This window comes from Streptomyces sp. NBC_00057 (assembly GCF_045041165.1).
Classification (GTDB): domain Bacteria; phylum Actinomycetota; class Actinomycetes; order Streptomycetales; family Streptomycetaceae; genus Streptomyces.
Map to the genome: position 1 here is coordinate 6,273,603 of NZ_CP108256.1, position 13,408 is coordinate 6,287,010.

The following is a 13,408-nucleotide window of genomic DNA, read 5'->3' on the forward strand; positions in this document are numbered from 1 at the left end:
CGGCTTACCCCCGTCGGGTACGGTGCCGCACCGTCGCCGACCGCTGCCGAACGAGCAAAACCCCCCACGGCCTTCACTCGCTCTTCCGGTGGCTCCGGATTCGCACCCGACGTCGTACAGCTTTTCGGGAGACGGCATGTGGAGGCGAGACGTTTCACCTCTGGCCGAAACCCCGTGGTGACGTGCTGTTACCGATCGCATACCCTTGGGTGGGGGCAATTGCAGGTGCAACAGATGGGGGTTCGGTGCTGCGTATCCATATGTCCGGAGTGGACCTTTCCAAGGTGCGGATGGCCACCCGGCCGGATGCGCTGTGGGAAACCATTCTGAGTTTCCATCGGCTGAGGGACCGGCGCGGTTCCACGGTGTTCGGGAAATGGCGTACGGAAACCCGGCCCCGGTTGAATGGTGAAGTACGCCTGCTGGCCGCGGTGATTCCACCGCGCGGCTATTTCCCGGACTTTCTGACGCCTTCTCAGGAAGGCGGTGAGCCGTACGGCATCGACGCCGGAATTGAAGCGCTGCGCGACACCCCGCCCCGGCGGATCCGCGCCGAACTCGCCCTGCTGGGCGCCGAACACCGCGAGGCGGGCCGCACCCCGGACGGGCACGCCGAGTTGCTCGGCCGGCTCATCGGCGCCCTGCGCGGTTACCACCGCGCCGCGATCGAACCGTACTGGCCGCACATCCAGGCCAGCGTCGAGGCCGACCGCGCCGTCCGCGGCCGCGCCCTCCTGGACGGCGGGGCACAAGAGCTGCTCGCCTCCCTCCCACCCATGATCCGCTGGCGGGCCCCCGTGCTGGAGGCGGACTACCCCGTCGACCGCGAACTCCATCTGGACGGACGGGGGTTATTGCTCCAGCCGTCCTACTTCTGCCGCGTCACCCCGGTCGTCTACCGCGACCCACAGCTCCCGCCGGTCCTCGTCTACCCGGTCACCCACTCCCGCGCCCCGGTCTTCGCCGAACCGGGGCCCTGGCTCGGCAGGCTCCTCGGCAATACCCGCTCGACGGTCCTGAGGGCCATCGGCAACGGCTGCACGACCAGCGAACTCGCCCGCCGGGCAGGAGTCTCCCTGGCCTCGGCGAGCCAGCACGCCTGTGTGCTGCGCGAGGCCGGCCTGATCCACACCCTGCGGCACGGCAGCTCGGTCCTGCACACGCTGACCCCGCTGGGCGGATCGCTGCTCCGGGGCGGCGCGCCGCTCGCCATGTCCTGACCCCGCGGGCGGAAAATTTCCTCGCCGGTACCGATGAGTTCCGCGCCGCCCCGCCGTCTACCTGTCGTAAAACGTTCGAACACCAGAGAGAACGGAACGGCCATGCCTCAGATGATCTTCGTGAACCTTCCGGTCAAGGACCTTGAGACGACCAAGGCCTTCTTCGGCAAGCTCGGCTTCTCCTGCAACCCGCAGTTCAGCGACGAGAACACCGCGTGTCTCGTCATCAGCGACACGATCTTCGCCATGCTCCTCACGGAGCCCCGCTTCAAGGAGTTCACCAAGAAGGAGATCGCCGACTCCTCGAAGTCCACCGAGGTAATCCTCGCTCTCAGCGCCGAGAGCCGCGAGAAGGTGGACGAGCTGGTGGACACCGCCCTCGCCTCCGGGGGATCGCCCGCCAACGAGCCGGTGGACTACGGCCATATGTACGGCCGCTCCTTCCAGGACCCGGACCATCACATCTGGGAGGTCATGTGGATGGACCCGGCCGCCGTCGAGGGGCAGCAGTCCTGAATGCTCCGATAAGGGGTGGCGTATCCGGTCCTCAGGCCGTGAGGACCGGATACGCCACCCCCGTGAGCTGCTCGGACGCCACCCAGAGCCGTTCGCTCGCCACATCGTTCAGCGTCCAGCCCGCCCGCCAGGACGGGGCGGGCGCACCGCGCCAGCCCAGCAGCCTCGGCCCGGTGAACGAGTCGGGGCGTACGCCGGGCGCGGTGGCCGCGTACAGGGTGGGCAGCGCACCGGACGACGCGGGCTGGGCGATGATCCGGTTACCGAGCTCGACCACCCGTTCCGCCGCCTTGCGGTTCTCCATCCGGACGCCCGCCGTCTGCAGATCGGTTGCCGCGTAACCGGGGTGCGCTGCGGCGGCCACCACCTCACAAGCGGCTGCCGACAGCCGCCGCGCCAGCTCGTGGATGAAGAGTAGATTGGCGGTCTTCGAGCGGCCGTAGGCGATCCAACGGCGGTAGTTCCGCTCGCTGTTGAGATCCCCGATGTCGATGTTGGACAGGGCGTGCATGCCACTGGAGATGCTCACCACGCGCGCCCCGGGGGTGTCGAGGAGCTTCGGGAGCAGCAGTCCGGTGAGCGCGAAGTGCCCGAGGTGGTTGACGCCGAACTGCCTCTCGAAGCCGTCGGCCGTCTTCCCGTACGGAAGAGCCATCACGCCCGCGTTGTTGATCAGCAGATCGATCCGGTCGGGCGCGTGGGCCGCGGCGAACTTGCGTACGGAATCCAGATCGGCCAGATCGAGCGGTACGAACTCCACGTCCGCGCCGGTCACGGCCTTCCGGATGCGGGACTCGGCCTCCTTGCCGCGCGTCTCGTCACGGCAGGCGAGCAGCACCCGCGCGCCCTGCCGCGCCAGCTCCCGCGCAGTGATCAGTCCGATGCCGCTGTTGGCTCCGGTGACCACGGCCGTACGGCCGTTCTGATCGGGGATGTCGCTCGCGTTCCAGCCCTGGCTCATGGACCAAAGCGTACGACCGCGGCGAGCCGGCCGGACGGGCCGGGCCGGTCCGGATTCCGCCGGGCTCGCGAGCGCACGGGCGGGCCCGGAAGCCCGGGAACCTCAGAGTTGGCTCAACTTTCCCGCGATCCGGCCGAGGCGGTTGGACGGGGCACGTATTGCCTCCTTATGGTCGCGACCATGCCCGACATAGCACTCACCACTCTGGTCGTCCTCTGCCTCGCCGCAGCCGCGGCCGGCTGGATCGACGCGGTGGTCGGCGGCGGCGGACTGCTGCTGCTGCCCGCGCTGCTGCTCGGACTGCCGCACGTCCCGGCCGCGCACGTCCTCGGCACGAACAAGGCGATCGCGATCGTCGGTACGTCGGGCGCCGCCGTGACGTATGTACGCAAGGCACCGGTGAAGGTCGGGACGGCCCTGCGGATCGGGCTCGCGGCACTGGCCGGATCGATGACCGGTGCGTTCTTCGCCGCCGGGATCAGCAGCGAGGTGCTGCGCCCGGTCATCATGGTTGTGCTGCTGGCGGTCGCGGCGTTCGTGATGCTGCGGCCCTCGTTCGGCAGGGCGACGGACGACGGTACGCCGCACAAGGTCACCCGGGCCCGCACCGTCACCGCGATCGTGCTCGTCGGCGGCGGCATCGGCTTCTACGACGGGCTGTTCGGCCCCGGCACCGGAACGTTCCTGGTGCTGGCGCTGACCGCGGTGCTCCACCTGGATCTGGTGACGGCGTCCGCCACCGCCAAGATCGTCAACGTCTGCACCAACGGCGGGGCGCTGGCGATGTTCGCCTACCAGGGCAGCGTGATGTGGCAACTGGCCGCGCTGATGGCCGTGTTCAACCTGGCGGGTGGGCTGATCGGGGCGCGGATGGCGCTCAGGAAGGGCAGCGAGTTCGTCCGCGGGGTACTGCTGGTCGTGGTGTTCTCGCTGGTCGCCAAGTTGGCGTTCGATCAGTGGGCGGCATGAACGACGGGCGTCCGGGCGGGTTCACCGCACCTCGGTGAGGTGTGCGTACGCCACCACATTGCCCTGGTAACCCGTCGTCTTCGAGAATCCGCCGCCGCAGGTGATCAGCCGCAGCGAGGCGTAGGGCGAGGCGCCGTACACCCGTTTGTCGGGGAAGTTCTTGCTCTCGTAGACCTCGATCGCGTCGAGTGAGAAGACGGCGGTACGCCCGTCCTGGCGGACCACCTCGACCGTGCTGCCCTTCTGCAGGGTGCCCAGGTTGTAGAAGACCGACGGCCCCTGTGCGTTGTCGACATGACCGGCGACGATAGCGCTGCCCTTGGAGCCGGGCGGAGTGCCGTCCCGGTACCAGCCGACGATGTCACGGTTTCCGGCCGGCGGCACATCGAGACTGCCGCCGGCCCCGAGTCCCAGTCGCATCATCGGTGCGTCCACCCGGATGCTCGGGATCCGGATGCGTACGGGCGCCGAGGGCTTCAGCGGTTCGGCGACCGGAGACCCCGGCTGCAGCTCCGGGCCGCCCGCGAATGCCTGGGCGGCGGTCGGCTGGGGCGGGATCAGCTCGGCGCCGGCGCCGTGACGGATCAGCCAGATACCGGCCAGCGCTGCGACGACCAGCAGCCAGCTCTTGGCCTTCTGGGACACGGTCGTCCTCCGGATGACGAAATGGGGACGGTACGGGGACGGTCCCGTCCCGGTGGCGCGCGGCCACCGGGACGGAAACCGGGCGGTACGGAGACGTGAATCCGTCTCCGTCAGCCGGCTCCTTGCGTGCCGCTCGCCCGGCGACGCAGGAGCCAGGCTCCGCCGACGGCGGTCGCGGCGAGTACGCCGGCGCCCGCCGCGATCTGGGTGGTGTCGGGCCGGACGCTGCCGCCGACGCCTGTTTTGACGTGCCCGCTGGGGGCTTTGGGTGCGGACGAGTCGTCACGCCCGGACGAGTCGTCACGCCCGGACGAGGAGTTGTCGCGTCCGGACGAGTTGTCGTCTCCGGACTGGTTGTCGTCTCCGGACTGGTTGTCGCGACCGGACGAGTTGTCGCGCCCCGACTGGTTGTCGCGTCCGGACGAGCTTTCATGCCCGGATGAGTTGTCGCGTCCGGACGACGAGCTGTCGTGCTTTGCCGAGCCCTCGTCCCCGGAGGGGATGCGGAGCCCTGAGAGGGCGTCGAGCCCGCCGACGGAGTCGAGCAACGAGGGGACATTGAGGCCGGAAGGGTTGTCGAGGCCGAAGGGGATGTCGTTTCCGGACCCGGCGGGGTTGTTCGCCCCGTCGTCGTCGGTCTGCGGCTTCGGGGCGCCATTGGCCCGCGGTGCGGCAGCCGAGCCGACCCGCAGCGCGCCGGCATCACCTGCGTACGCGGACGGCCCGGCGGCGAAGAGGCCGAGCGTGGCTATGGTGATCGCGGAAGCGGCGGTACCGGTCACTAGGCGGGCAGGACGCATGGGGTGTTCCTCCGGCAACTGCGCGAGTGGGTGTGTCCTGACCTCGAGCTAACGGGCGGTCCGCCACCCATGCCTTCTGACATGAAGTCAGCTTTCACCCGAATGGCTCGGCGCGGCATCCTTGCCAAGGTGAATGTGTGCAGGTCACAGCGGTGATCGAAGCGAGGGTGGCCGGTCCCGTGCCGCCCGGTGCCGATTGGGTGACGCCGCCCAGGAGGAGAGTGGCGCACATCACACGCATGACCTTGTGGGTGTCGGGCACATGTCTGACACCCCCCACGGGACGGTGAATCAGGCCGCCCCCGGCCGCCGCCCTCGCCGGGCCCATCCCCCCTGGGTCCGGCGGGGGCGGTTCCGTACCGTGGCGTTCTGCGGTGCGGCGTTCTCGGGCCGGGGCGGCGGCGGACCATTCGACGGCCGGCGGCCGCACCCGGGCACAGAGCGGCTGCCCCTTGGCATCGGAGAGAGACAGCCGCCTTCGGACCGCAGTCCGCAGCAGGGCGTGGAGTCCGCCGTGCGGGCAGGCGTGACGCCAGGAGGCGTCAGATCGTGTCCCACGGCGCACCGTCGTACGCCTGCCCGATCCGCTTCATCAGCTCCTCGTCCACCGTGAACTCGGTGTCGTCGATGCGCCGGACCGGCGCGATGCCCTGCGAGTTGGTGATGAACGCCGACCGGAACGCGGCCAGCCCGTCCAGCGTCACCGGGCGCCGTACGGACTCCAGCCCCGCGCCGGGCAGCTCCTGCTCCAGCAGCGCCATGGTGATGCCGAGCAGGGAGGGGGCTTTTGGCCAGACGATCGAAGTGCCGTCCCAGAAACCGATGTTGGTGATCGAACCCTCGGTCACCGCACCGTCCGGCGTGGTCAGCAGAGCCTCGTCGAAACCGGCGCGTGCCGCGAGCCTTGCGTAGTACGTCTGGCCGAACTCGCCGGGACGTTTGATGTGCGGCACGGTCCGGGCGTACGGAACGGACATCAGGTCGTGCGGTTCGGCGGACTTCTGCGCCGGCTCGCGCACCGTGACCATCACGGTCGTCTCCGTGCCGCCCGGCGACGGAAAGCCGTACACCCGGGTCGAGGCGTCCCGTACCCCGGCACTGCCCAGCGCGTGCCGGATCAGCTCGCGGACCCGCTCCCCGTCGAGACCGCGCTCGAACAGCTCCTGATGGGCGGAGTCCAGCCGGGCCAGATGCAGGGCGAGGCCGCGCACCTTTCCGTCCCTGACCTGCATGGCCGTGAAATGGCCGTAGTTGAGGAAGGCGGGAATCCGCAGATCCGCCTCGGTGGCCGGGTGCCCGTCGAACTCGGCGTACGGGAAGGGTGCGGGAGGGGGAGTCGTCATGCGATCCACCGTATGCGGCGGCGTGCGACGGCGGCCCCCGACGGACAGGACTTGACCTCAACCATGGTTGACATATGAGCCTCTCCGTATGGACCTCACCGCGACATCCTCATCCATCGCATCCACGACCGCCTCCACCGCACCTCTGAAGGTCGCGGTCATCCTCGCCAGCAATCGCGAGGGACGGTTCGCCCCCGTCGTCTCCGACTGGTTCCTCTCGCGCACCACCGGTCACCCCGACATCGAGACCGACCTGATCGACATCGCGGAACTCGACCTTCCGATCGTCCTCTCCTATCGGCCCGACGTCGATGCGCAGGCCCAACTGGCGGCCGTGTCGACCAGATTGGCGGAGGCCGATGCCTTCGTCGTCATCACCCCCGAGTACAACCACTCGTACCCGGCCCCGCTGAAGAACCTCATCGACTGGCACCACGCCGAGTGGCAGGCCAAACCCGTCGCCTTCGTCTCGTACGGCGGAGTCTCCGGAGGTCTGCGCGCCGTCGAGCATCTGAGGCAGGTCTTCGCGGAGCTGCACAGCGTCGGCATCCGGGAAACGGTGTCGTTCCACAACGCGGGCGCGCTGTTCGACGACGAGGGCAGGCACAAGGACCCGGCGGGCTGCGACGCGGCGGCCAAGACGCTGCTCGACCAGCTGGTCTGGTGGGGGCGCGCGCTGCGCGACGCCAAGGCCGTTCATCCCTACGGCGTCTGACCACCGGGCACTGCGCCGCGCCGCAATGCCCCCGACAATCGACGATGGGAGCAAGGACACTCCGTAATCGACCCCCCGAGGAGCCCGAAGGTGACGACGCCGGCATTGCTGAACGTGCTGACCGTGCTGACCACGACGGACAGCGAGGAGAAGGCCCATTCCCTGGCGCAGGGCGCGGTGGAGGCGCGGCTCGCCGCCTGCGTACAGATCTCCGCGCCCGTGACCTCGGTCTACCGCTGGCAGAACGCCATCGAGACCACCGAGGAGTGGCAGCTGCTGTTCAAGACGACGGCCGAGCGGTACGACGAACTGGAGGCCCATCTCCTGGCGGCGCACGACTACGAAACTCCGGAGATCGTCGCGATCCCGGTGGTACGGGGCAGCGCCCGTTACCTCGACTGGGTCTCCGCCGAGACCGCCCCGGTCATCTCTCTGTAGAGCCGGCACCCGCCCGGGGTCGCCCGCCCTCAGCGCCCGTCCGCCGCCAGGGCCTCTTCGACCCCGGGCTCCTCCGGCCCCAGGAAGTGCGGGTCGGGCCTGAACACGGCATCCAGCGCCGCCTTCCCGGCCGCGAACATCTCCCGTGTCCCGCCGTAGTACCAGGTCGCATCGTGTACGGCGTCGACGCCGACCCCGTACGCATCGATCCCCGCGGTCCGGCACAGTGCGATCGCCCGCCGGATGTGGAACCCCTGGCTCACCAGCACCGCGCGGTCGACGCCGAAGATCTTCTTGGCCCGAACGCACGAGTCCCAGGTGTCGAACCCGGCGAAGTCGCTCACGATCCGCTCGTCCGGCACCCCGTGCGCCCTGAGATACGTGCGCATGGCGTCCGGCTCGTCGTACTCCTTCCGGCTGTTGTCACCGGTCACGAGCACGACCTTCACCTTCCCGACCCGGTACAGCTCGGCGGCGGCGTTCAGCCGGTTCGCGAGATACGGCGAGGGCCTGCCCTCCCAGAGACCGGCCCCGAACACCATGGCGACCTGCTGCGCGGGCGCGTCCGCGGTCGTTCTGACGCGGGCGTCGGCCACGGAGTACATCCAGGTCGCGGGCGCCAGCGCCGCGACACAGGCGACCATCACCCCCTGCACGAGCCTTCGCTGCCCGCGCCGCGTCCGCGGCCATCGCGGCCGCAACCGCCCGAGCCGCCCCAGTCGCCCCGGCTGCTTCTCCCGCATGGGTGTCCCCCTGTTCGCGCCCTGTGCCGTGCCACATGAGACGAGCGACGGGGAGAAAGGGTTCTCCATCTCCCGATTTCATTGATTTCGTAACCGTTTCCGATCGTGCCGCAGACACTCGGGCATGATGGCCGTCATGAACCGACCTGGAACCGGGACGGACGACTGGGTGACCGTCGCCGCGTACGAGAATCTGAAGGGCCGACCGCATCCCGCGGCTGCCGTCCGCGCTTGACTGCGGGACCGGGGTATCGACTGGATGCCGTTCGCCGCCGACGACCTGCACGTCGACCTGGCCTGCGGCCCGGGCCCGGACGGCCACTGGCATGGCTGGATCACCGTCCGCGTCCGGGCTTCAGCGCTGATTCCGCTCGGCCTCCATCCCAGCCGGCCGACCTCGCGGCCAGGATTCCCGCCTGCCCCGGCGTGGTGGCACGCGGCAGCCGAACGGGCGGCCCGGAAAACCCATTGAGTACGCGCCCGGTGCCCGCCACGCCGACCCCATGTCTTCCCCGCGCCATGTGTTCCTCGACCCCGACGGTGCGGCCGCCGACTGGCTGTATGTGGTGGTGACGGCCCCCACCGGGGTCGTCTACCAGCAGCAGTACGGCGGTACGGCATGTCGGCAGGGCGAGGCCGAGGGGGTCCTCGTACCGGTGCGCTCGCCCGACGAACTCGGCGCGCTGCGGCAGCTCTTCGAGCAGTACTTCCGCGGTGCGGGTACGAGGAACCGCCCCTGGACGCCGGATGAGCGGGCCACCCTGCGCAGCGCGGCCGGGGACACCCTCTACCGGCTCTGCGACGGCGTGGACACCAGCCCCACGAACTGCGCCGGGACGAGAGCCGGTTGGACGAGACGGACGAGGCATGGGTGCCGGTGCTCACCCCGGACGGGCCGGGTGTGCTGCTCTGGTGCAACTCGGACTGAGACCGGCGATTGTCCGGAGGACGCCCAGTAGCATCGGACAATGTTGCTTCCACGGCTGATCGCCTCCGATCTCGACGGCACGCTCCTGCGCAACGACGGCACCCTCTCGCCCCGCACCCTGCGCGCCCTGCGCACGGCCGAGAGCGCCGGTACGCAGGTCGTCCTCGTCACCGCCCGGCCACCCAGATTCGTCGACCGGCTCGCCGAGGCCGCCGGTCTCGAGGGGACAGCCGTGTGCAGCAACGGGGCGCTGGTGTACGACATCGGGACGCGCACCGTCGTCTCCTCCCGCGCCCTGCCCCTCGCCACCGCCCGGCGCGTGGCCACCGCGCTCGCCGCCGCCGTGCCCGAGATCGGCTTCGCCCTGGAGACCGGCAGCCACGTCCTGTACGAACCCGCCTACCGGCTGCGGCTCTCCGAGGACATCGACGCCGAACTGCCCGTACCGTCGCTGGCGGATCTGTGGCTGACCGACGTCCCCGTCACCAAGCTGCTCGCCTGGTCGGACCGGCTCGACGCGGACGCCCTGCTGGCCGCTGCCGAGGAAGGGGCGGGCGACGAGGTACAGCTCACCCACTCCGGCGGGCGCGGGCTGCTGGAGATCAGCGCGTCCGGCGTCACCAAGGCCGGCACCCTCTCGATGCTGTGCGCCGGCCGGGGCATCGATGCCACGGAGGTCATCGCCTTCGGCGACATGCCCAACGACCTGACCGTCCTCGACTGGGCCGGCACCGGCTACGCGATGGGCAACGCCCACCCGAGTGTGCTGGCCGCCATACGGACGCACACGCTCTCCAACGAGGAGGACGGGGTCGCGCACGTCATCGAGCGGCTCTTCGGCGGCGCGGCCTGACACCGAGACCCCCGCCCGGCATCGAGACCCCGACTGAACCGATACCCCGCCCGACACCGCCCCGACCGCACGATGCGCCCGCGGAAAGCACCCGTCACCCTTACGCAACGGTGCGGCAACCTCGGCCCTGCACCATCGGTCCATGACGGAGTCGGCACCGGCACATCCCGATGAGTCCCTGCCCCTCGACAGCACGGCGCAACTGTTGACCCGCATCACCGCACAGCTCGGCACCCAGCTCGGCCTCGTCTCCCTGAACGGAACCCGACGGGCCGCCCGGGCCCCCGGATCAGGGCCTGTCCGGCGGTTCGCGGCCGGGGCCGCGACGACCGAACAGCGCCTTCCCCGAGCCGCCCGCCGCGCAACCGCCTGAGCCCTCCTGTCGGCCCGGCCGTTTACTGTCGGAACCATGGACGGCATGGACGGTACGCAGGGAACGCAGGACCACGGCATGGCCCCCTACGGTGCGGCCGACGCCGAGCGCTGGGACACCGAGCCGGACAAACGGCCCGGTCGTACCGCATTCCAGCGTGACCGCGCCCGAGTGCTGCACTCCGCCGCGCTGCGCCGGCTCGCCGGGAAGACCCAGGTCGTCACCCCCGGCACCCGCAGCCACGCCTGGGACGCCAGCCCGCGTACCCGGCTCACGCACTCCCTGGAATGCGCCCAGGTCGGCCGCGAACTCGGGGCGGCGCTCGGCTGCGACCCCGATCTGGTCGAGACGGCCTGCCTCGCCCATGACCTGGGCCACCCGCCGTTCGGACACAACGGGGAGCAGGCGCTCAACGACTTCGCGTCGGACTGCGGGGGCTTCGAGGGCAACGCCCAGTCGCTGCGCCTGCTGACCAGGCTCGAACCGAAGCGGTTCGTGCCCGACACCCGGACCGGCGAGCTGGTCAGCGTCGGACTCAACCTGACCCGTGCCGCTCTGGACGCGGCCACCAAGTACCCGTGGCCGCGTGGCAGGCATCCCTTCGACCCCGGCTCGCCGAAATTCGGGGTGTACGAGGACGACCTGCCGGTCTTCGAGTGGGCCCGCCAGGGCGCCCCGAAGAACCGCAAGTGCTTCGAGGCCCAGGTCATGGACTGGTCCGACGACGTCGCGTACTCGGTGCACGACTTCGAGGACGGGCTGCACGCCGGGCACATCGACCCCAATTGTCTCTACGCCGAGCCCGAGCGGAACGAGATCTGGGCGGTCGCCATCGGCCGCTACGTCCCGGCGGACACCGCCCCCGAGGAGCTGGCCGACGCTTTGGACCGGCTCATCGGCCAGGACTGGTGGCCGCACGGCTACGACGGCTCCGCCGTCGCCCAGGCCCGGCTGAAAGATGCGACGAGTCAGCTGATCGGCCGGTTCTGTCTCGCCGCCGAGAGCAGCACCCGGCTGGCGTACGGGACGGGCCGCCTCGGCCGGTACGGCGCCGAGCTCGTCGTCCCCCGCGAGGCACGCAACGAATGCGCGGTGCTCAAGGCGGTCGCCGACCGGTACGTCATGCAGCGCGCCGAGCAGGAGGCCATCCGCGCCGACCAGCGGATCGTCATCGCGGAACTGGCCGCCGCGCTGACCGCACGTGCCCCGGAGGGGCTGGAGCCACAGTTCCGGGCACTGTTCTACGCCGCCCACGACGACAGGGCCCGCAAGCGGGTCCTGGTCGACCAGATCGCCGCCCTGACCGACGCCTCCGCGCGCTCCCTGCACGCATCGCTCACCGGTCGCCGCCGCTGACCGGAGTCCCGTCCCCGGCCGGCCGCGTCTGCGAGCCGCACGGCGCGGTATCGACCGAGCCGCGCAGACCGGCCTGTGACCACTGGGTGTGACCTGATCGGTGTACACCCTCTTTCGCCATCACGCTGCGTGCGGGACGCTCGCAGTTGGGCCCCGCGCAGCAAGCACCGAGGAGGCATCAAGTGGTCGACGCACATCGGACGTTCGTCATCGTCGGCGGAGGACTGGCAGGAGCGAAGGCAGCCGAGACACTCCGGGCGGAGGGTTTCAGCGGCCGGGTGATCCTTCTCGGCGATGAACGCGACCATCCGTACGAACGGCCTCCGCTCTCCAAGGGCTACCTGACCGGCAAGGAGGAACGGGACAGCGTCTTCGTCCACGAGACCGCCTGGTACGCGGGCGCCGACATCGAGCTCCACCTGGGCCAGCCCGTCACCAGCCTCGACCGGGAGGCCCGCTCCGTACAGCTCGGCGACGGCACCGTCGTCCACTACGACAAGCTGCTGCTCGCCACCGGGGCCGAGCCGCGCCGCCTCCCCATTCCGGGTACGGACCTGGCCGGAGTCCACCATTTGCGCCGTCTCGCCCACTCGGACCGGCTGCGCAACGTACTGGCCGCCCTCGGCCGCGACAACGGCCATCTGGTGATCGCCGGGGCCGGCTGGATCGGCCTGGAGGTCGCGGCGGCGGCGCGCGGTTACGGCGCCGAGGTCACTGTCGTCGAACCGGAGCCGACGCCACTGCATCAGGTCGTCGGGCCCGAACTGGGCCAGATCTTCACCGATCTGCACAGTGACCACGGTGTCCGCTTCCACTTCGGCGTCCGCCTCACCGAGATCATCGGCCAGGACGGCCTGGTCCTCGCGGTCCGCACCGACGACGGCGAGGAGCACCCCGCCCACGACGTGCTCGCCGCGATCGGTGCCGCCCCCCGCACCGCCCTCGCCGAAGCCGCGGGGCTCGACATCGCCGCGCGCAAGGACGGTGGCGGCATCGCCGTCGACGCCTCCCTGCGCACCTGTGACCCGCACATTTTCGCGGCCGGTGACGTCGCCAACGTGGCCCATCCGATGCTCGGCGCCCGGCTGCGCGTGGAGCACTGGGCGAACGCGCTGAACAGCGGCCCGGCCGCGGCCCGCGCCATGCTCGGCCAGGACGTAAGTTACGACCGGGTGCCGTACTTCTTCTCCGACCAGTACGACCTCGGCCTCGAATACTCCGGCTGGGCGCCGCCGGGCAGCTACGACCAGGTGGTCATTCGCGGCGATGCGGGGAAGCGCGAGTTCATCGCCTTCTGGCTGAAGGACCGCCGGGTACTGGCCGGGATGAACGTCAACGTGTGGGACGTCACCGAGACCGTGCAGGAGCTGATCCGGTCCGGCCGGCAGGTCGACCCGGACGCGCTGGCGGATCCGTCGGTACCGCTGGTCTCCCTGAAGTGAGCCGAGCCGAGCCGGCCGTTCCGCCCGGCGGCCCCGGACGGGACGGCTGAGCCGTACGGCACCCGCCGGGCGCCCTCGCCGCCGGGTTCCACGGATCACATCGCCG

The 13,408-nt window shown here is 70.3% G+C and carries 15 protein-coding genes and 2 pseudogenes; 11 read left to right on the forward strand and 6 right to left on the reverse strand.

Features of this window, described 5'->3' with window-relative positions; all coding sequences use genetic code 11:
* The first annotated feature begins 245 nt into the window (after positions 1-245).
* Together OG953_RS29440 and OG953_RS29445 are read left to right on the forward strand one after the other, a co-directional pair.
* Positions 246-1,220: an ArsR/SmtB family transcription factor gene (locus OG953_RS29440; RefSeq protein WP_405688061.1), complete on the forward strand. Its 975-nt coding sequence runs from the start codon at positions 246-248 to the stop codon at positions 1,218-1,220.
* A 102-nt stretch (positions 1,221-1,322) separates the two neighbouring features.
* Positions 1,323-1,736, forward strand: a complete 414-nt coding sequence (locus OG953_RS29445) for a VOC family protein (RefSeq protein ID WP_405688063.1) — start codon at positions 1,323-1,325, stop codon at positions 1,734-1,736.
* 31 nt (positions 1,737-1,767) lie between these two features.
* Here the strand turns inward: OG953_RS29445 and OG953_RS29450 are convergent, their stop codons facing one another.
* Complete coding sequence (locus OG953_RS29450) at positions 1,768-2,697, reverse strand: oxidoreductase (RefSeq protein WP_405688065.1); 930 nt, start codon at positions 2,695-2,697, stop codon at positions 1,768-1,770.
* Positions 2,698-2,877: 180 nt separating this feature from the next.
* On the opposite strand from OG953_RS29450, the gene OG953_RS29455 reads away from it, so the two are divergent.
* On the forward strand, positions 2,878-3,666 hold the full coding sequence (locus tag OG953_RS29455) for a sulfite exporter TauE/SafE family protein (protein WP_405688067.1): 789 nt from the start codon (positions 2,878-2,880) through the stop codon (positions 3,664-3,666).
* Positions 3,667-3,687: 21 nt separating this feature from the next.
* On the opposite strand, the gene OG953_RS29460 is transcribed toward OG953_RS29455, so the two are convergent.
* The 4 genes and pseudogenes from OG953_RS29460 to OG953_RS29475 form a co-directional block, all read right to left on the reverse strand.
* Positions 3,688-4,311 (reverse strand): class F sortase, encoded by a 624-nt coding sequence (locus OG953_RS29460; protein WP_405688068.1) that lies wholly within the window; start codon positions 4,309-4,311, stop codon positions 3,688-3,690.
* Positions 4,312-4,421: 110 nt separating this feature from the next.
* Positions 4,422-5,111 carry a hypothetical protein gene (locus OG953_RS29465; RefSeq protein ID WP_405688069.1) on the reverse strand — a complete coding sequence of 230 codons (690 nt, stop codon included), beginning with the start codon at positions 5,109-5,111 and terminating at the stop codon, positions 4,422-4,424.
* 391 nt (positions 5,112-5,502) lie between these two features.
* Positions 5,503-5,586 (reverse strand): annotated as a pseudogene (locus OG953_RS29470) (DUF5990 family protein); the annotation flags it as partial.
* A gap of 67 nt (positions 5,587-5,653) precedes the next feature.
* Positions 5,654-6,454: an aminotransferase class IV family protein gene (locus tag OG953_RS29475; protein ID WP_405688071.1), complete on the reverse strand. Its 801-nt coding sequence runs from the start codon at positions 6,452-6,454 to the stop codon at positions 5,654-5,656.
* Between the two features lie 88 nt (positions 6,455-6,542).
* On the opposite strand from OG953_RS29475, the gene OG953_RS29480 reads away from it, so the two are divergent.
* Entirely contained in the window at positions 6,543-7,169 is a 627-nt protein-coding gene (locus OG953_RS29480; RefSeq protein ID WP_405688073.1) for an NADPH-dependent FMN reductase, read from the forward strand.
* Positions 7,170-7,259: 90 nt separating this feature from the next.
* On the forward strand, positions 7,260-7,607 hold the full coding sequence (cutA, locus tag OG953_RS29485) for a divalent-cation tolerance protein CutA (protein WP_405688074.1): 348 nt from the start codon (positions 7,260-7,262) through the stop codon (positions 7,605-7,607).
* 29 nt (positions 7,608-7,636) lie between these two features.
* Here cutA and OG953_RS29490 read toward each other — a convergent pair whose 3' ends face one another.
* Positions 7,637-8,350, reverse strand: a complete 714-nt coding sequence (locus tag OG953_RS29490; RefSeq protein ID WP_405688076.1) for a vancomycin high temperature exclusion protein — start codon at positions 8,348-8,350, stop codon at positions 7,637-7,639.
* Between the two features lie 503 nt (positions 8,351-8,853).
* Between OG953_RS29490 and OG953_RS29495 the strand changes: the two are divergent.
* The 6 genes and pseudogenes from OG953_RS29495 to OG953_RS29520 form a co-directional block, all read left to right on the forward strand.
* A pseudogene (locus OG953_RS29495) lies at positions 8,854-9,117 on the forward strand (DUF6210 family protein); the annotation flags it as partial.
* A 104-nt stretch (positions 9,118-9,221) separates the two neighbouring features.
* Positions 9,222-9,278, forward strand: coding sequence for a hypothetical protein (locus OG953_RS29500; protein ID WP_405692129.1), 57 nt, complete (start codon positions 9,222-9,224; stop codon positions 9,276-9,278).
* A 55-nt stretch (positions 9,279-9,333) separates the two neighbouring features.
* Positions 9,334-10,131 (forward strand): Cof-type HAD-IIB family hydrolase, encoded by a 798-nt coding sequence (locus OG953_RS29505; RefSeq protein ID WP_405692131.1) that lies wholly within the window; start codon positions 9,334-9,336, stop codon positions 10,129-10,131.
* 142 nt (positions 10,132-10,273) lie between these two features.
* The gene (locus tag OG953_RS29510) at positions 10,274-10,504 is read left to right on the forward strand and encodes a hypothetical protein (RefSeq protein WP_405688077.1); all 231 of its coding nucleotides are present in this window, start codon (positions 10,274-10,276) and stop codon (positions 10,502-10,504) included.
* Between the two features lie 45 nt (positions 10,505-10,549).
* Positions 10,550-11,860 carry a deoxyguanosinetriphosphate triphosphohydrolase gene (locus OG953_RS29515; RefSeq protein ID WP_405692133.1) on the forward strand — a complete coding sequence of 437 codons (1,311 nt, stop codon included), beginning with the start codon at positions 10,550-10,552 and terminating at the stop codon, positions 11,858-11,860.
* 182 nt (positions 11,861-12,042) lie between these two features.
* Positions 12,043-13,302 carry an NAD(P)/FAD-dependent oxidoreductase gene (locus OG953_RS29520; protein ID WP_405688079.1) on the forward strand — a complete coding sequence of 420 codons (1,260 nt, stop codon included), beginning with the start codon at positions 12,043-12,045 and terminating at the stop codon, positions 13,300-13,302.
* Positions 13,303-13,408: the final 106 nt, after the last annotated feature.